Here is a 17,158-nt window from a genome sequence, read left to right on the forward strand (position 1 = left end):
CTATCCCCCTACCAGGCCAGCGAGCGGTCGACGGTGTGCAGCACCCGGTCCAGGTCGGGGAGGTAGTCCTCCTCGAGCTTGGCCGGCGGGTACGGGGTGTCGAACCCGGTGACCCGCAGGACCGGCGCCTCCAGCGAGTAGAAGCACTCCTGCTGCACGCGCATGGCGATCTCCGAGGTCAGCGACGACTCCGAAGGCGCCTCGCTGACCGCGATCAGCCGGCCGGTGCGCCGGACGGACTCGAACACCGGGTCCAGGTCCAGCGGGGAGAGCGTGCGCAGGTCGATGACCTCCAGCGAGGTGCCCTCCTCCTGCGCGGCGGTGGCCGCGTCCAGGCAGACCTTCACCGACGGCCCGTAGGCGACCAGCGTGGCCGCGTCACCGGTGCGCACCACGCGCGAGGCGAACAGCGGGTCCGGTGTGGCCGTGGTGTCCACCTCGGCACGCAGGTTGCCGGAGTGGTAGAGCCGCTTCGGCTCGAACAGCAGCACCGGGTCGTCGCAGTCGATGGCCTGACGGGTCATCCAGTACGCGTCGACCGGGTTCGAGCACGACACCACCTTGAGCCCGGCGACGTGCGCGAACAGCGATTCCGGCGACTCCGAGTGGTGCTCGACCGCGCCGATGCCGCCGCCGAACGGCACGCGGATCACCATCGGCACCTTCACCCGGCCCTGGGTGCGGTAGTGCAGCTTCGCCACCTGGCTGACGATCTGGTCGAAGCCGGGGAAGATGAAGCCTTCGAACTGGATCTCGCACACCGGCCGGAACCCGCGCACGGCGAGGCCGACCGCGGTGCCGATGATGCCGGACTCGGCCAGCGGCGTGTCCAGCACGCGCTGCTCACCGAAGTCCTTCTGCAGGCCGTCGGTGATCCGGAAGACGCCGCCGAGCTTGCCGACGTCCTCCCCGAGCACGATGACCTTGTCGTTGGCCTCCATGGCCGTGCGCAGGGCGAGGTTGATCGCCTTGCCGATGGTCAGGTGCTGCACCGCGCCGACGGCACCATCCACTTTGGACTTCACGGGTGCGGCCATCAGTGCTCACTCCCCGCGAAACCGTCGAGGTAGGCCAGGTACTCGCGCCGCTGGGCCTCCAGGACCGGCGACGGCTCGGCGTAGACGTTGCGGAAGATCCGCTCGGGCGGTGGATCGGGCATGTTGAACACGAAGTCGCGCAGTTCGGCGGCGAAGCTGTCCGCCTCGGCGTCGATCTTGTCGAAGAACTCCTGGTCGGCACCGCCACCGCGGGCCAGGTGCGCGCGCACCCGCTCGATCGGGTCCTTGAGCTTCCACTCCTCCAGCTCGTCGGAGAGCCGGTAGCGGGTGGGGTCGTCGGTGGTGGTGTGCGCGTCCATCCGGTAGGTGAACGCCTCGATCAGCACCGGCCCGTTGCCGTGGCGGCACTCGTCCAGCGCCCAGCGGGTGACCGCGAGGCAGGCGAGCACGTCGTTGCCGTCCACCCGGATGCCGGGGAAGCCGTAACCGCGGGCGCGCTGGTACAGCGGCAGGCGCGACTGGCGCTCGGTGGGCTCGGAGATGGCCCACTGGTTGTTCTGGCAGAAGAACACCACGGGCGCGTCGTAGACCGCGGACCAGACGAAGCCCTCGTGCACGTCGCCCTGGCTGGTGGCGCCGTCACCGAAGTAGACGATGGTGGCTTCGCCGTTGTCGTCGCCGACCTTGCCCTCGAACTTCTGGCCCATCGCGTACCCGGTGGCGTTGAGCACCTGGTTGCCGATGACGATCGTGTACGGGTGGAAGCCGTGGTGCCTGAAGTCCCAGCCACCGTGGTCGGAGCAGCGGAAGATGCCGATCAGCTCGCGGAAGTCGACCCCGCGGGTCCACGCCACGCCGTGCTCGCGGTAGCTCGGGAAGGCCATGTCGGACGGGCGGAGCGCGCGGCCGGAGCCGATCTGCGCGGCCTCCTGGCCGAGCAGCGGCACCCAGATGCCGAGCTGGCCCTGGCGCTGCATGGCGTTCGACTCGCGGTCGGCCCGCCGGACCAGCACCATGTCGCGGTAGAGGTTCCGCAGTGCCTCGTCGTCGACGTCGGAGACGTAGGGGTCGAACTGCGCCGAAGCGACGCGTTCACCTTCGGGTGTCAACAGCTGGGTGAGCTCGGCTCCACCCTCGGTTGTTGCGCGCAAACCCGCGATCACCTGCTCCGGAGTAGGTTCCGCCGCTGTCGCGGCCGGTCCGGCGCCCGGTTCGGGATGCGTCCACTGTTCCGGGGACGACATTCGCTCGTTCTCCTCAGTTCGGTGCCGCGCAGCCGCTTGTGGCAGCCGCCGCGACTTCGCCGGCGGCCCTGGGGACTCGGTCGAGCACCCGGCCCGTCGGCGGTGACGGTTCTCGCGCACATCCTGGCACGAGAACCGGCCGATGGTGAGGTCCGGAGATTGATTTGTTGCCCGGAAAACCCTGCTGAACAGGGAAAACACTAGGAAACCCGATGATGGGGCCGCCGAAAGTAGGGCGCACTGGTACGCCTGGACCAGCGGCGGCCGCACCCGCGCACGGGCACCCGGCCGGGCGGACCGGACTGGCCGCCCGCCTCGTGTGACGTAGCCCACGCCCTCTGTCAGGATCGGGGAATGGACCAGCGACTGCTCCGGGAGACGATTCAGGACACGTGGCGCACCAGCGCACTGGCGAGCCTTTCGGAGTTCGTCACCATTCCGGCGCTGTCCCCGGCCTTCGACGCGCTGTGGGCGAGCAACGGCCACCTGCACGCGGCGGTCGAGCACGTGCGGGCCTGGCTCGCCGCGCGTGAGCTGCCCGGCGCGGAGCTCGAGGCGGTCAAGCTGCCCGGCCGGACCCCGTTGCTGCTGCTGGAGATCCCGGCGAGCGCCGGGGTGGCGACCGGGGAGACGGTGGTGCTCTACGGCCACCTCGACAAGCAGCCAGCCGCCGGCGAGTGGTCGCCCGGTCTCGACCCGTGGACGCCGGTGCTCAAGGACGGGCGGCTCTACGGCCGCGGTGCCGGTGACGACGGGTACGCCGGTTACGCCGCCGCGACCGCGCTGGAGGCGCTGCACCGCGCGGGCGGCAGGCACGCGCGAACCGTGGTGCTGCTGGAAACCGGCGAGGAGTCCGGCAGCCCGGACCTGGCCGCCTACCTCGATCACCTGCGTGACCGCATCGGCCCGGTCGGCCTGGTGGTCTGCCTGGACGTGGCCGGTGGCGACTACGAGCGGCTGTGGCTGGCGACCTCGTTGCGCGGCATCGCCTTCCTCGACCTGACCGTGCGTGTGCTCGACGCGGGCGTGCACTCCGGGCATTCCAGCGGGCTGGTGCCCAGCTCGTTCCGCGTGATCCGGCAGTTGCTCGACCGGATCGAGGATTCGCGAACCGGTGAGGTGCTGCTGCCGGAGCTGAGCGTGGAGATCCCGGAGGACCGGCTCGCCGAGGTGCGGCAGGCGGTGGCCGAAGGCGGGCTGCGGCCGGAGCTGCCGCTCACCGAAGGCGTGCGCCTGGCCGGTGACGACCCGGTCGAGCTGGTGCTCAACAACACCTGGCGCGCCACGCTGTCGGTGACCGGCGCCAGCGGGCTGCCGTCGCTGGAGGACGCGGGCAACGTGCTGCGGCCGTTCACCGGGCTCAAGCTCAGCTTCCGCCTGCCGCCGACGGCCGATTCCGCGGTCGCGCTGCGGGCCGTCGTCGACGCGCTGACCACCGACGTGCCGTACCAGGCGAAGGTGGAGATCGGCCGGGCCGCCGCCGCGTCCGGCTGGAACGCGCCGAAGCTCGCGCCCTGGCTGGCGGCCACGTTGGACCAGGTGAGCGCGGAGGTGTTCGGCCAGCCGTGGCGGGCGCTCGGGCTCGGCGGCACCATCCCGTTCCTCGGCCTGTTCGCCGAGACCTATCCCGACGCGCAGTTCGTGGTCACCGGGCCACGCGGGCCGGGCAACAACGCGCATGTGCCGGACGAGTGGCTGCACCTGGCCCAGACCGAGCGGGTGACCGAGGCGGTGGCCAGGATTCTGCACGCGCACGCCGGCGAATGACCTGGTGGCAGGATGGCGGGGTGGATCAGACTGTGAATGCGACCGCGATGCGTGAAACCGTGCGGCGGCTCTGGGCGGACGACATCCTGCCGAGCCTGTCGGGGCTGGTGGCGATCCCCGCCCTGTCCCCCGGTTTCGATCCGGACTGGGCGAACAGCGGCCACCTGGCCGCGGCCGTCGAGCACGTCCGGAACTGGCTGGGGACCCGGGCGATCCCCGGCGCCTCGATCGACGTGGTGGAACTGCCCGGCCGCAGCCCGGTGCTGCTGCTGGACGTGCCGGCCACCCCGGGTGCCGAGGACAAGGGCACCGTGCTGCTCTACGGGCACCTCGACAAGCAGCCGCCGCTCGGTGGCTGGTCCGACGGGCTGGACCCGTGGAAACCGGTGGTCAAGGACGGCAAGCTGTACGGCCGCGGCTCGGCCGACGACGGGTACGCCGGTTACGCGGCGACGGCCGCGCTGGAGGCCCTGCGCGCGGCGGGCGGTTCGCACGCGCGGGCCGTGGTGCTGCTGGAGACCGGTGAGGAGTCGGGGAGTCCCGACCTGCCCGCGTACCTGGAGCACCTGAGCGACCGGCTCGGCGACGTCACCTTCGTGGTGTGCCTGGACTCCGGCGGCAACGACTACGAGCGGCTGTGGCTGACGACCAGCCTGCGCGGCATGGTCCAGGTGCACGTGACCGTGCGGGTGCTCGACTCCGGCCAGCACTCCGGCCTGGCCAGCGGCGTGGTGCCGAGTTCGTTCCGCATCCTGCGCGAGCTGCTGGACAGGGTGGAGAACGCGGAGACCGGGCACCTGCTGCTCGACGAGCTGTACGTGGACATCCCGGCGGACCGCGCCGCCGAAGCCGAGGCCGCGGCCGCCGCCGCGCCCGGTTCGATGAAGAAGGCGTTCCCGCTGCACGGCGGTACCCAGCCGGTCGACCAGGACGAGGTCGAGCTGCTGCTGAACAACAGCTGGCGGCCCACGCTGTCGGTGATCGGCGCCTCGGGCTTCCCCGAGCCGGTCGACGCGGGCAACGTGCTGCGCTCGCACAGCACGCTGGCGCTGAGCTTCCGCCTGCCGCCGACGGCCGACTCGGCGGCCGCGCTCGGCGCGCTGGAGAAGGTGCTGACCACGGACGTGCCGTACTCGGCCACCGTGGAACTGGCCGGGCTCGAACACGCCGACGGCTGGAACGCCCCGGCCACCGCGCCCTGGCTGGCGGCGTCGCTGGAGGAGGTCAGCTCCACGGTGTTCGGCGCGCCCTGGCGAGCCATGGGCCTCGGCGGCTCGATCCCGTTCATGGGCCTGCTGGGCGAGAAGTACCCGGAGGCGCAGTTCCTGGTCACCGGCGCACTCGGCCCGGACTCGAACGCCCACGTGCCGGACGAATGGCTGAACCTGGCGCAGGCGGAACGCGTCACCACCGCGGTGGCGCACATCCTGCACGCCCACGCCACCGCGTGACATCGGCTTGGCGCCGCCGCTACCAGGAAAACACTGGAAGGACTCAGTCGAAACGGCGCTGTAACGTCCCAATGCTGGGCAGTTGACCCGAGTGGATGGCAGGATGCAAAATCTCGCCGAGTTCTGACTACTAGGAGTGACACCGTGGCGCGTCGACACATACGCAGAGCGCTCACCATCTTGCCGGCGCTCGCCCTGGCCGTTACCGCGGCCGGCTGCGCCGAATCGGTCAACACCGGAGCCGACACCCAGGCCGGTGGGCAGATCACGCTGAAGGAGCCGGGCAAGCTCACCACCTGCACGCACCTGCCTTACGCCCCGTTCCAGTTCACCGAGGGCGACAAGACCGTCGGCTTCGACGTGGAGCTGGTGGACCTGGTGCTGCCCCTGGTCGGCGCGAACGAGCAGAAGATCTTCGACACCCCGTTCGAGGGCATCAAGTCCGGTGAGTCGCTGAACATCGGGCAGTGCGACGTGGCCGCCGCGGCCATGTCCATCACCCCCGAGCGCCAGGCCGTGATGGACTTCTCCGAGCCGTACTTCAACGCCAAGCAGGCGCTGCTGGTGAAGAAGGGCTCCGGGTACGACAGCCTCGAGAAGCTGCGCGGCAAGAAGCTCGGCGTGCAGCAGGGCACCACCGGCGAGACCTACGCCAACGAAAACAAGGAGAAGTTCGGCTACGAGGTCATCCAGTTCGAGGACCTCGCGCTCGAGCAGACCGCGGTGCAGACCGGTCAGGTGGACGCGGGCATCAACGACGACGTGGTGCTGCTGGACTTCCTCAAGGCGAACCAGGACGTCGAGGTCACCGCCACCTTCGACACCGGTGACAACTACGGCATCGCGGTGAAGAAGGGCAACGGCGCGCTGCTGGCCAAGGTCAACGAGGCCCTGCAGAAGGCGAAGAGCGACGGCACCTACGACCGCATCTACGAAAAGTGGTTCGGCAAGAAGCCGACCGCCTGATCCGCGACTGAGGGGAACGGCCGCCACGGCGGTCGTTCCCCCTAGTTTTGCCAGCCACTTTCGAGGAGCCTTCTTCCCATGGCCATGTCCAAGCGCAAACGGCGCCAGGTGATCCAGCTGGTGCAGTACGCGCTGCTGGTGATCGTGATCGCCGTGCTGGCGTTCGTCGCGGACTGGGCGACGATCCAGCGCGCGTTCTTCAATCTCGACGCCGCCGCCGAGCAGTTCCCCGGCATCATCACGATCGCGCTGAAGAACACCATCATCTACACGCTGCTCGGCTTCGCGCTGGGCCTGGCCCTCGGGCTCGTGCTGGCGCTGATGAAGCTGTCGTCGGTGCCGCCGTACCGGTGGATCGCCACGGTCTACATCGAGTTCTTCCGCGGGATCCCGGCGCTGCTGGTGTTCATCGCGCTCGGCTTCGGTGTGCCGCTCGCGTTCGGCCTGAAGTTCGACATCTACTCCACCGCCGCGCTCGCGCTCGGCGCGGTCGGCGCGGCGTACATGGCGGAGACCATTCGCGCCGGGATCCAGGCGGTGCCGCCCGGCCAGGTCGAGGCGGCCAGGTCGCTGGGCATGAGCCAGGGCCGCGCGATGATCACCATCGTCATCCCGCAGGCGTTCCGCATCATCCTGCCGCCGCTGACCAACGAGCTGATCCTGCTCACCAAGGACTCGTCGCTGATCTACCTGCTGGGCCTGGCGAGGGACCAGTACGAGCTGACCAAGTGGGGCCGCGAGGGCCTCAACGCGACCGGTTCGATGACGCCGATCCTGCTGGCCGGGCTCTGCTACCTGATCATCACCATCCCGCTCGGCTATCTCTCGCGGTACCTGGAGCGCCGCACCGGCCGGAAGCAGAACCGCGGCCTGGAGGTCGAGGCATGAGCGACGTGATCGTCGAGATTTCCGGACTGCACAAGGCGTTCGGCGAGCTCCAGGTGCTCAAGGGCATCGACCTGCGGGTGCGCCGGGGGCAGGTGGTCTGCGTCATCGGGCCGTCCGGCTCCGGCAAGTCCACCCTGCTGCGCTGCGTGAACCTGCTCGAAGAGCCGAACCAGGGCACGATCGTGGTCGGCGGCCACGAGATCACCGACCCGGACGTGGACATCGACCACGCGCGCCGCGGCATCGGCATGGTCTTCCAGTCGTTCAACCTGTTCGCGCACCTGTCCGTGCTGGACAACCTGACCATCGCGCAGCGCAAGGTGCTCAAGCGCGACAAGGCCGAGTCCGAGCGCATCGCGCGCGACAACCTCAAGAAGGTCGGGCTTTCGGAGAAGGCGAACTCGATGCCGTCGCAGCTGTCCGGGGGGCAGCAGCAGCGGGTGGCGATCGCGCGGGCGCTGTCGATGAATCCCGAGGTGATGCTGTTCGACGAGCCGACGTCGGCGCTGGACCCGGAGCTGGTCGGCGACGTGCTCAGCGTGATGCGCCAGCTCGCCGAGGAGGGCATGACCATGCTGGTGGTCACGCACGAGATGCAGTTCGCGCGTGAGGTGGCCGACGTGGTGCTGTTCATGGACGGCGGCGTGGTGGTCGAGCAGGGTCCGCCGTCGCGGGTGATCGGGGATCCGCAGCACGAGCGCACGAAGACCTTCCTGTCGCGCGTGCTGAATCCCACTCACGTGGACGACTGAGTTGGTGGTGTTTCGCCGGGGCGGGGCTCGTGACGACCACGAGCCCGGCGACCCACCCGAACCGGCCGACGCCTTCGACCCGTTCGACCCCGAGCCGGATCTGCGGTACGAGATCCGCGCCGAGGACCTGATCCGGCCGTTGATCATGCCGGAGCCGGGCCGCCTGCTGCGCCTGCGCAAGCAGCCGACCAACGCGCCGCTGGTGCAGGTCGAGGACGCCTACATCACCGGGCGCTTCGACCTGCGCGCGCTCGACCTGGAGTACCTCTTCCGGTTCGAGCGCTGCCGGTTCGAGGAGCCGCCGGACGTGCGTGAGGCGACCCTGCTCGGGCTGGTGTTCCGCCGCTGCTGGCTGCCCGGCCTCAAGGCCCGCAACATGCGCAGCCGCAACGACGTCCGGCTGATCCGTTGCGCGGTCGAGGTCGAGCACACGGTCAAGGGCCACAGCGAGACCGCGGTCCAGCGCGGCGACGACCGCGAACGCGGCCGCCCGGACGCGGCGATCAACCTGACCGACGCCGCCATCGAGGGGTCCGTGGTGCTCACCCGCACCCGGATCGAGCACTCGCGCGGCAAGGCCATCCAGGCCGACCGGCTGGAGATCACCGGCGCGCTGCTGGCCTACCGGCTCGAGGCCGACGGCGAGATCCGCGTCCCCGGCCTGAAGACCGGCGGTAACGTCAACTTCTCCGGCGCCACCCTGCACAACCCGGACGGCTTCGCGCTCAACGGCAACGGCCTGCACATCGGCGGCAGCCTGCTCTGCGAGGTGGACACCTACGGCCCGCCCAAGGCACGCAAGCGGTTCTCCGCCAACGGCATCATCTACCTGCCCAGCGCCAAGGTGGACAGCGACATCGTGCTGCGCGGGGCCCGGCTGCACACCAGCCAGCACGGCCCGATCGTGGTGGACCAGTGGAAGTCCCGCGACCCCTACCTCGACCCGCGCCCGGCGATCAGCGCCGACCGGCTGCGCGTGGACGGCAACGTCGAGCTCAGCGACGACTTCCGCGCCACCGGCACCATCCGCATGGTCAACGCGCACATCGGCGGCACGCTGCGCCTCGCGCACGCGGAGATCTCCGTGGCACGCGGGTACGTCGAGCCGTACTACGACCGCGCGCTGCACATCGACGGCACCGAGATCAACGGTGACATCGAGGCGACCAGCCTGACCGTGCCGATGGGCCAGTGCCGCCTGTCCGACGTGACCGTCGGCGGCAACGTGCTCGCCTGGAACGCCACCCTGCAGCACCACGAGCGCGACGTGTTCTCCGCCCGCCGCGCCAAGATCGCGGGCAACCTGCACCTGACCGACGCCACCGTGGAGGGCACGCTCCGGCTGCAGGGCATCGAGGTCGGCGGCAGCATCGACCTGTACGGCACGGACGTGAGCAAGCCGGCGGTCCGGCCGAACACCAGCTTCTCGGTGGACGTGCGAGCCGGGCGCATCGGCCGCGACCTGGTGTTCACCGCCAATCGCGAGCGCCGGTTCCACGCCGAGGGCGGGGTGAACCTGGACGGCGCGGTGGTGGCCAGGCGCGTCGACCTGAGCGGCGCGGTGCTCCAGTCCAGCGAGCGCGACGGCATCGCGCTCGACCTCGGCTCGGTCTCCGCCGACGAGTTCGCGCTGATGCCCGACATCGCGCCGCGTGGCCAGGTGGTGCTGGCCGGGGCGCACTGCGTCACGCTCGACGACAACCCGGAGCTCTGGGAGGCCACCGGCGGGCTGGACCTGGAGGACTTCCGCTACGACTCGATGAAGGTGCCGATCGGCATCAAGGACGACGCCGCGGTCGACCAGCGGATCCGGCTGCTGCGGCGGGCGATGGGCGGTTACCGGCCCGGCCCGTACGACCAGCTCGCCGAGATGCTGCGCACCAGCGGTAACGAGGAGCACGCCTCGACCGTGCTGTTCAAGAAGCAGCAGTTCCGGTACGAGTCGCTGGCCGACGGCTACCGGTTCCTCGGACCGCTGGTCCGGTTGTGGAGCTGGCTGCAACGCTCGATGGTCGGCTACGGCTACCGGCCGGGACGCGCGGTCGGCTGGCTGCTGTTGCTGCTGATCGCGGGCAGCGTGTGGTTCGCCACCGGGCACACCGACCACCCGTGCCTGACCGACACCGAGAACTACGCGCAGAGCGGCGGCCGGTGCGCGGTGAACAGCGACGACAAGGGCCTGGAGTGGAGCCCGGTGCTGTACACGGTGGACCTGCTGGTGCCGATCGTCGACTTCGGCAACAAGGGCCGCTGGTTCATGGAGGGCGCCGACAAGTGGGTCGCGGTCGGGTTCACCGCGATGGGCTGGACGCTGGCCACCACCGTGGCCGCCGGTGTCACCAGGGCCCTGCGCCGCAACTGAGGCTTGTATCTTCGCTGCTATGGCTGAACCGAACGCGACGGCGCGGATCGAGGTCAACGCCAGTCCGCAGCGGGTGTACGAGCTGGTCAGCGACCCGGCCGTGCTGGCGGAGCTGGCCGAGGAGTACTCCGGGCACAAGTGGCTGGACGGCGCGAGCAAGGCCGTCGTCGGCGCCCGGTTCAAGGGCAGCAACCGGCGCGGGCTGCGCCGCTGGAGCACCACCTCGGAAATCACCGACGCCTGGGCGGGCCGCCGGTTCGCCTTCGAGGTCACCTCGGTCGGCGGGCTGCCGGTGTCGCGCTGGCAGTACGACATCGCCGCCACCGAGACCGGCTGCGTGGTGACCGAAAGCACGTGGGAGCGGCGCCCCGCTTGGCTGAAGCTGCCCACCTCGGCGGTCACCGGCGTCTTCCAGCGCGACGAGGAGAACCAGCGCAACATCGAAGCCACCCTGCGCCGCCTGAAGGAACGCGCCGAGCGCTCCCACTGACTGGGCAGCGCCGCCGGTTCGTGTTAGCTGTGGGACGTGAGCAATCGTCAGGCCCGGGTGCGGGCGCCGGAGCTGGCCGGGCGCGAGTGGATCAACACCGGCGGTGAGCGCCTGCGCCTCGCCGATCTGCGCGGCAAGATCGTGCTGCTGGACTTCTGGACTTCCGGCTGCATCAACTGCCTGCACGTGCTGGACGAACTGCGCCCGCTGGAGGCCGAGTTCGCCGACGTGCTGGTGACCATCGGCGTGCACTCGCCGAAGTTCCTGCACGAGGGCGAAGCCGCCGCGATCGAGGCCGCGGTGCGCCGCTACGAGGTGCACCACCCGGTACTGAACGACCCCGACCTGACCACCTGGTCGCAGTACGCCGTGCGGGCGTGGCCGACGCTGGTGGTGGTGGATCCCGAGGGCTACGTCGTGCACGTCGCCGCTGGTGAGGGGCATGCGGAGGCCTTGCGCCGGGTGCTCACCGAGCTGGTCGCGAAGCACGCTGACACGCTGCGCCGCGGGGGCAGCCCGTATGTGCCGCTCGACGAGGCCGAGACCCTGCTGCGCTTCCCCAGCAAGGCCGTCACCAGCCCGGACGGCCACCTGCTGGTCGCCGACACGGGCAACCATTCGATCGTCGAGCTGGACGGGGACCGGCTGGTCCGCCGGTTCGGCACCGGCAGGCGAGGCGAGCCGTTCACCGAGCCGTCCGGCCTCGCGTTGCTGCCGCCGGAGGTCGCCGAGCGCGCCGGCTACCACGTGGTGGTCGCCGACACCGCCGCTCACCTGCTCCAGGGCCTCAACCTGGACACCGGCGAGAGCACCGTCGTCGCGGGCACCGGGAACCAGTGGCGCGACGGCATTTCCTCCGGCGACGCGCGCGAGGTCGACCTCACCAGCCCGTGGGACGTCGTCTGGTGGGGTGACGAGGTGGTCGTCGCGATGGCGGGCAACCACACGCTGTCCGCGTTCGACCCGGTCGCGGGCACCATCCGCCGCTTCGCCGGTACGACCGTCGAGGGCCTGCGCGACGGTGACGTCGGCGAGGCGTTCTTCGCGCAGACCTCCGGCTTCGCGGTGACGCCCGGCCGGTTGTGGCTGGCCGACGCCGAGACCTCGGCCCTGCGCTGGATCGACGAAGCGTCGTCCGTGCACACCGCGATCGGCATCGACCTGTTCTCCTTCGGCCACCGCGACGGCGACGCCGCCGAGGCGCTGCTCCAGCACCCGCTCGGCCTCGCCGCGCTGCCGGACGGCACGATCGCCATCGCCGACACCTACAACGGCGCCGTCCGCCGGTACGACCCGGAGACCGGGCAGGTGTCCACTGTGGTCAGTGGGCTGGCCGAGCCGTCGGGGCTGCTGGTGCGCGGCGGCGAGCTGCTGGTGGTCGAGTCCGCCGGGCACCGGATCACCCCGGTCGCCCACGACGGCGTCGAGACCGTGGCGGACGACGTGCACGCCGTGCGGCGGCCGCCGTCCGTGCTGGCGCCGGGTGAGCTGGAGTTCAGCGTGGTGTTCACGCCGCCGCCCGGTGAGAAGCTCGACGACCGCTATGGCCCGTCGACCCGGCTCGAGATCAGCGCGTCACCGCCGGAGCTGCTGGTCGAAGGCGCGGGCGTGGGCACCGACCTGGCTCGCCGCATCCGCCTCGCCGACGGCATCACCGAGGGCGTGCTGCAGGTGGTGGCGCAGGCGGCCAGCTGCGACAGCGCCACCGAGCACCCCGTCTGCCGGGTGACGCGGCAGGACTGGGGCGTGCCGGTCCGGCTGGAACCGGGTGGCGAACGGGTGCTGGAGCTGATGATGGCGGGTACCCCGGCGGGGTGATTTCCGCCGCGTAGCATTCGGGGCGTGTCCGAGACCAACACGACTGCCGCGGCCAAACTCGAAATCCAGATGCTGCACGACCGGGTGCTGGCCAAGCTGTCCGGCGAGGACGGGGAACGACGCAGCAGCGGCGGCATCGTGATCCCCGCGACCGCTCAGGTCGCGCGCCGGCTTGCCTGGGGTGATGTACTCGGGGTGGGCAATAATGTGCGCAACGTGAAGGTTGGCGACCGGGTGCTGTTCAACCCGGACGACCAACTGGAGGTGGAGATCCAGGGCGAGGGGTACCTGGTGATGCGTGAGCGCGACATTCACGCCATGGCGAGCGAGCGCACGGAGCACGGCACGGGGCTGTACTTGTAGGTGCTCGCCCGCCGCCGGTGACCTTCGGGAGGTGCGGGTTGCGGGAGGAGCACTACTGGCCGGAGTTCGACTCCGACGCGATCGAGACCGAGCCGGAGCCGGCTGAGGAGAACGACGAGGAACTGGTCGGGGCCCTGCTCGACGGGCCGGTGGTGCTGGAGCGCCCGCGCAGCCGCGCCACCCGCCGGCGGTACGCGGTCGGCCGGGTCTTCCTGGGCATCGGCGCCTTCCTGGCGTTGTTCGTGGTGCTCTACACCGCGGACCTGATCTTCAGCGCCGGTACCGTGCCGCGCGGGGTGACCGTGGTCGGCATCCCGGTCGGCGGGCTGGCCCGCGACGACGCCGAGGCCGTGCTGCGCAAGGAACTCGAACCGCGGCTGACCGCGCCCGTGCGGGTGCGTGCCGGTGACGTGGACGCCGAGCTGGACCCGATCGCCTCCGGGCTCGGCCTGGACTGGCCGGGCACGGTGACGCAGGCGGGCACCCAGCCGCTCGACCCGATCACCCGGATCGCCTCGTTCTTCACCACCCGCGAGGTCGGCGTGGTGACCACCAGCGATCCGGACGTGCTCAAGCAGTCGGTGACCACGTTCGCCGCCGAGAAGCTCAACCACGACATGACCGAGGGCAGCATCCGCTTCGAGTCGATCCCGGGCAGCGACGGCGGGGTGACCGCGATCGCGGTGGAGCCGCGGCAGCGGCAGGAGATGGCCGACATCGACGCCGCCACGCAGCTGATCAAGGACAACTGGCTGGGGCACGCGGCGGTGGAGCTGCCCGTGCGGGCGAGCCCGCCGAAGGCGACGGCCGAGGGCGTGCGGGCGACGCTGGAGCAGATCGTCAAGCCGACGGTCGCGCTGCCGATGCACATCCGCGGTGACGGCCAGGACGCCGTGCTCAAGCCGGACGGCATCGCGGGCGCCATGCAGTTCGCCGCGGTCGACGGCGGTGCCCTGGAAGTGCGGCTGGACCAGGGCAAGCTGCAGCAGCTGGCGCAGCCGCAGCTGGCCGGGACCGAGCGGGAGCCGAAGGACGCGCAGATCGTGTTCACCGGCGCGTCGCCGACGGTGCAGCCGTCCGAGGACGGCCGGAAGGTCGCCTGGACCAAGACCTTCGCGCCGTTCCTGGAGGCGGTGAAGCGGCCGGACGTGCACGAGCTGCGCGCGGTGTACGAGCCCGGCAAGCCGAAGGTGACCACGCAGGCGGCGAACTCGCTGGGCGTCAAGGAGGTCATCGGCGAGTTCACCACCGGCGGCTTCTCCGGGGACGTGACGCGCAACGTGAAGACCATCGCGGACAAGGTGGCGGGCGCGATCGTGCGCCCGGGCGACACGTTCAGCCTGGACGAGCACGTGGGCCCGCGCACGGCGTCGCAGGGTTACCTGAAGGCGCCGGTGCACGAGGACGGCACCGGCGCGGAGGTCTACGGCGGCGGCATCAACCAGTTCACGTCCACTTTGTACAACGCGGTCTACTTCGCCGGCCTCGCCGACGCCGGGCACAGCCCGCACAGCTTCTACATCGACCGCTTCCCGCCCGGCCGGGACGCGCGTTCCTTGCAGGACAACGGTTCCGCGGTGGACCTGCGGTTCACCAACGACGCGCCGACCGGGATCGCCATCCAGACGCTGACCAGCGGGAACACCGTGACGGTGAAGATCTGGGGCACCAAGCGGTACCGGGTGGAGAGCTTGACCGGCCCGCAGTCCGATGTGGTCGATCCGCCGGTGCGCACCGGCGACGCCGGCCGCTGCGAGCCGACGCCGGGTGTGCCGGGCTTCACCGTCACGGACACCCGCGTGCTCTACGACCTGGGCAGCGGCGCCGAAGTCCGCCGGGAACCACGCACCGTCACCTACCAGCCGCGCCCGACCACCATCTGCCCCTAGCGGTAGCTCAGGAGCACCGCGCGCGAGTCGAAGGTCCGCGACTCGATCAGCTCGAGGTTCAGGCGCTCCGGCGAGGCGGCGAAGAGCGGCTTGCCGCCGCCGAGGACCACCGGGTGGACGACGACCTGGTGCTCGTCGACCAGGCCGTGCGCGGTGAGTTCGGCCGCCAGTGCGGCTCCGCCGGTCAGCAGCAGGTCCTTGCCCGGCGCGGACTTGAGCGCGGTGACCTCCTCCACCAGGTTCGCCCCGTTGATCACCTGCGCGCCGTGTCCCGGCTCGGTCAGGGTGCGGGAGAACACCACCTTGTGCGCAGCGCGCCAGACCGGGGCGAACTTCAGGTCGTGCGGATCGTCCGAGACGGATTCGGCGTCCGGCCAGTAGCTCGACATCATCTCCCACACCGGCCTGCCGTACAGGAAGGTGTCGGCCCGTTCGAGCTGGCTGAAGGAGTAGTCGGACAGCTCCGGCCCCATGGCCGGCCAGTCGAACTCCCCGTTCGGGCCCTCGATGTAGCCGTCGAGGGAGGTGTGGACGAAGTGGATGATCTTGCGCATGGGAACCGGCCTTCTGGTCGTGGTCGAGCGTTGTCGCTCAGGAAGACCACGGACGGCGGGAAAAGTCACCGGTGGTCCCGAAGTGACCTGTGCCACAGCTGAGAACAAGCTCAGCGCAGGACAACGCAGTCCTGGGCCTCCAGCTCCGGCAACCACGACGGCAGTTCCAGCCGCCGGTTCCAGCGCAGGTCCAGCTTGGCCAGCCGGGGCAGGGAAAGCAGCTCGTCCGGCAGCGTGCGGAGCTCGTTCTCCCGCAGGTCCAGGTGCCGCAGGTCCCGGAGCGCGCCGATCGACGACGGCAGCGTGGAAAGCCGGTTCCCCCGCAGGTACAGCTCCCGCAACGCGTGCAGTGAGCCGATCGAGTCCGGCAGCGCGGTGAGCTGGTTGTGGTACAGCCGCAGTTCCCGCAGCGAGCGCATCGAGCCGATCGACGCGGGCAGCGCGGTCAGCTGGTTGTCCGTGGCGCTCAGGTACCGCAGCTTTTCCAAGCGGCACAACGCATCCGGCAGTTCGGTGAGCTGGTTGTCGCTCAGGTACAGGTACTCGGTCAGGTTCGGCAGCGAGCCCAGCTCGGCCGGCACCGACTCCAGCTGGTTGTGCCCCAGGTCGAGGGTGTGCAGGCCGGTCAGCGTGCCGATCCGGGCGGGCACCGCGGTCAGCCGGTTGTCCGCCAGGTTGAGCACCGCCAACCCCGGGGCCGACCACACCTCGTCCGGGATTTCCGCCAGGCCGTGGCGGTAGAAATCGAGCTCCACCTGGCCAACCTACCGCCCTATCGAGTAATTGCCCTCGGCCCTCGGATGGCTACTGTGGGTGAGGTCCGTTGTGGAGTACGAGGAGGCTGGGTGTCCAGGTTGGGGAAGGTGCTGGCGGTTGCCGCCGCGGTGGGGTTGTCGATCGGGCTCGCGCCCGCCGCGAGCGCCGGGGAGGGACCGGCGCTGGTGCACGCGACGGTCACCAACGACTGCAAGCTCAACGTCCGTACCGAGCCGCAGCTCAGCGGGACCCTGCTGGCCACGCTGACCTGCGTCAACTACACCACCTGCGTGAATCTCGAGACCGCACCCGAAGAGCCGTGCGGCAAGCCGGTCGTCGGTGGTGAGTACACCTGCGTCGGCGGGAAGAACACGCAGGTCAAGGACAACCGCTGGCTCGAAGTGGCCTGGCGGGCGCCGAAGCCGTCGTACGTGGCCGCGGCCTGCGCGAGCTTCCGCAAGTGACGCGGAGTTGGGCGGCGCGGGGTTCCCGCGCCGCCCAACATGCCTAGTGCGTCACCCGGCGCCTGCCGTACAGGCCGGCGGCGAGCGAAACGCCGATGGCCGCCACGACCACCTGCGTGATCAGCTCGAGCCAGTCGAATCCCTTGGTGTCCGCGTAGCCGAGGCCGCGTGCGATCGCGGTGCCGATGAACGCGGCGATGATGCCGACGATCAGGGTCAGCCAGATCGGGATGCCCTGCTTGCCGGGCGCGACCAGGCGGCCGAGGATGCCGATGATCAGCCCAACGATGATCGCGCTGATGATGCCTGCGATTTCCATTAGCCGTCTCCCTTACACCGTCCTGGACCAGGGGTACCTCCGCCGGGGACGGGCAAACCACAAAAGAGCCGGGCGGG

Annotated in this window: 16 protein-coding genes; 11 read left to right on the plus strand and 5 right to left on the minus strand. The window is 70.3% G+C overall.

The window, feature by feature from the left end; translation table 11 throughout:
• Positions 1 to 8: 8 nt before the first annotated feature.
• Both A4R43_RS31550 and pdhA read right to left on the minus strand, forming a co-directional pair.
• Complete coding sequence (locus tag A4R43_RS31550; RefSeq protein WP_113695418.1) at positions 9 to 1,037, minus strand: alpha-ketoacid dehydrogenase subunit beta; 1,029 nt, start codon at positions 1,035 to 1,037, stop codon at positions 9 to 11.
• On the minus strand, positions 1,037 to 2,242 hold the full coding sequence (gene pdhA / locus A4R43_RS31555; RefSeq protein ID WP_113695419.1) for a pyruvate dehydrogenase (acetyl-transferring) E1 component subunit alpha: 1,206 nt from the start codon (positions 2,240 to 2,242) through the stop codon (positions 1,037 to 1,039). The genes A4R43_RS31550 and pdhA overlap by 1 nt, the downstream gene beginning before the upstream one ends.
• 354 nt (positions 2,243 to 2,596) lie before the next feature.
• Here pdhA and A4R43_RS31560 point away from each other — a divergent pair, with 354 nt between their 5' ends.
• The 10 genes from A4R43_RS31560 to A4R43_RS31605 all read left to right on the plus strand — a co-directional run bounded on the left by A4R43_RS31560 (position 2,597) and on the right by A4R43_RS31605 (position 14,988).
• Complete coding sequence (locus tag A4R43_RS31560) at positions 2,597 to 4,009, plus strand: M20/M25/M40 family metallo-hydrolase (protein ID WP_113695420.1); 1,413 nt, start codon at positions 2,597 to 2,599, stop codon at positions 4,007 to 4,009.
• 47 nt (positions 4,010 to 4,056) lie between these two features.
• Entirely contained in the window at positions 4,057 to 5,460 is a 1,404-nt protein-coding gene (locus A4R43_RS31565) for a M20/M25/M40 family metallo-hydrolase (RefSeq protein ID WP_236809290.1), read from the plus strand.
• 144 nt (positions 5,461 to 5,604) lie between these two features.
• Positions 5,605 to 6,426 (plus strand): transporter substrate-binding domain-containing protein, encoded by an 822-nt coding sequence (locus A4R43_RS31570; RefSeq protein ID WP_113695422.1) that lies wholly within the window; start codon positions 5,605 to 5,607, stop codon positions 6,424 to 6,426.
• A gap of 78 nt (positions 6,427 to 6,504) precedes the next feature.
• Complete coding sequence (locus tag A4R43_RS31575) at positions 6,505 to 7,314, plus strand: amino acid ABC transporter permease (RefSeq protein ID WP_113695423.1); 810 nt, start codon at positions 6,505 to 6,507, stop codon at positions 7,312 to 7,314.
• Entirely contained in the window at positions 7,311 to 8,066 is a 756-nt protein-coding gene (locus tag A4R43_RS31580) for an amino acid ABC transporter ATP-binding protein (protein ID WP_113695424.1), read from the plus strand. The genes A4R43_RS31575 and A4R43_RS31580 overlap by 4 nt, the downstream gene beginning before the upstream one ends.
• Before the next feature lies 1 nt (position 8,067).
• Positions 8,068 to 10,428 carry an oxidoreductase gene (locus tag A4R43_RS31585; RefSeq protein WP_113695425.1) on the plus strand — a complete coding sequence of 787 codons (2,361 nt, stop codon included), beginning with the start codon at positions 8,068 to 8,070 and terminating at the stop codon, positions 10,426 to 10,428.
• Positions 10,429 to 10,447: 19 nt separating this feature from the next.
• On the plus strand, positions 10,448 to 10,918 hold the full coding sequence (locus A4R43_RS31590; RefSeq protein ID WP_113695426.1) for an SRPBCC family protein: 471 nt from the start codon (positions 10,448 to 10,450) through the stop codon (positions 10,916 to 10,918).
• A 57-nt stretch (positions 10,919 to 10,975) separates the two neighbouring features.
• Entirely contained in the window at positions 10,976 to 12,736 is a 1,761-nt protein-coding gene (locus A4R43_RS31595; protein WP_113695427.1) for an NHL domain-containing thioredoxin family protein, read from the plus strand.
• A 69-nt stretch (positions 12,737 to 12,805) separates the two neighbouring features.
• A complete protein-coding gene (locus tag A4R43_RS31600) occupies positions 12,806 to 13,099 on the plus strand; it encodes a GroES family chaperonin (RefSeq protein WP_113698006.1) in 294 nt (97 codons plus the stop codon).
• 17 nt (positions 13,100 to 13,116) lie between these two features.
• Positions 13,117 to 14,988, plus strand: a complete 1,872-nt coding sequence (locus A4R43_RS31605; RefSeq protein WP_113695428.1) for a VanW family protein — start codon at positions 13,117 to 13,119, stop codon at positions 14,986 to 14,988.
• Here A4R43_RS31605 and A4R43_RS31610 read toward each other — a convergent pair.
• Positions 14,985 to 15,542, minus strand: coding sequence for a dihydrofolate reductase family protein (locus A4R43_RS31610; protein WP_113695429.1), 558 nt, complete (start codon positions 15,540 to 15,542; stop codon positions 14,985 to 14,987). The two genes, A4R43_RS31605 and A4R43_RS31610, sit on opposite strands and share 4 nt — an antisense overlap.
• 110 nt (positions 15,543 to 15,652) lie before the next feature.
• On the minus strand, positions 15,653 to 16,297 hold the full coding sequence (locus tag A4R43_RS31615) for a leucine-rich repeat domain-containing protein (protein ID WP_113695430.1): 645 nt from the start codon (positions 16,295 to 16,297) through the stop codon (positions 15,653 to 15,655).
• 90 nt (positions 16,298 to 16,387) lie between these two features.
• Here A4R43_RS31615 and A4R43_RS31620 point away from each other — a divergent pair, with 90 nt between their 5' ends.
• The gene (locus A4R43_RS31620; protein WP_236808397.1) at positions 16,388 to 16,762 is read left to right on the plus strand and encodes a hypothetical protein; all 375 of its coding nucleotides are present in this window, start codon (positions 16,388 to 16,390) and stop codon (positions 16,760 to 16,762) included.
• A 43-nt stretch (positions 16,763 to 16,805) separates the two neighbouring features.
• Here the strand turns inward: A4R43_RS31620 and A4R43_RS31625 are convergent, their stop codons facing one another.
• Positions 16,806 to 17,081, minus strand: a complete 276-nt coding sequence (locus tag A4R43_RS31625) for a GlsB/YeaQ/YmgE family stress response membrane protein (RefSeq protein WP_113695432.1) — start codon at positions 17,079 to 17,081, stop codon at positions 16,806 to 16,808.
• Positions 17,082 to 17,158 lie beyond the last annotated feature (77 nt).

Origin of the sequence: Amycolatopsis albispora (genome assembly GCF_003312875.1) — a bacterium.
GTDB classification, from domain to species: Bacteria; Actinomycetota; Actinomycetes; order Mycobacteriales; family Pseudonocardiaceae; genus Amycolatopsis; species Amycolatopsis albispora.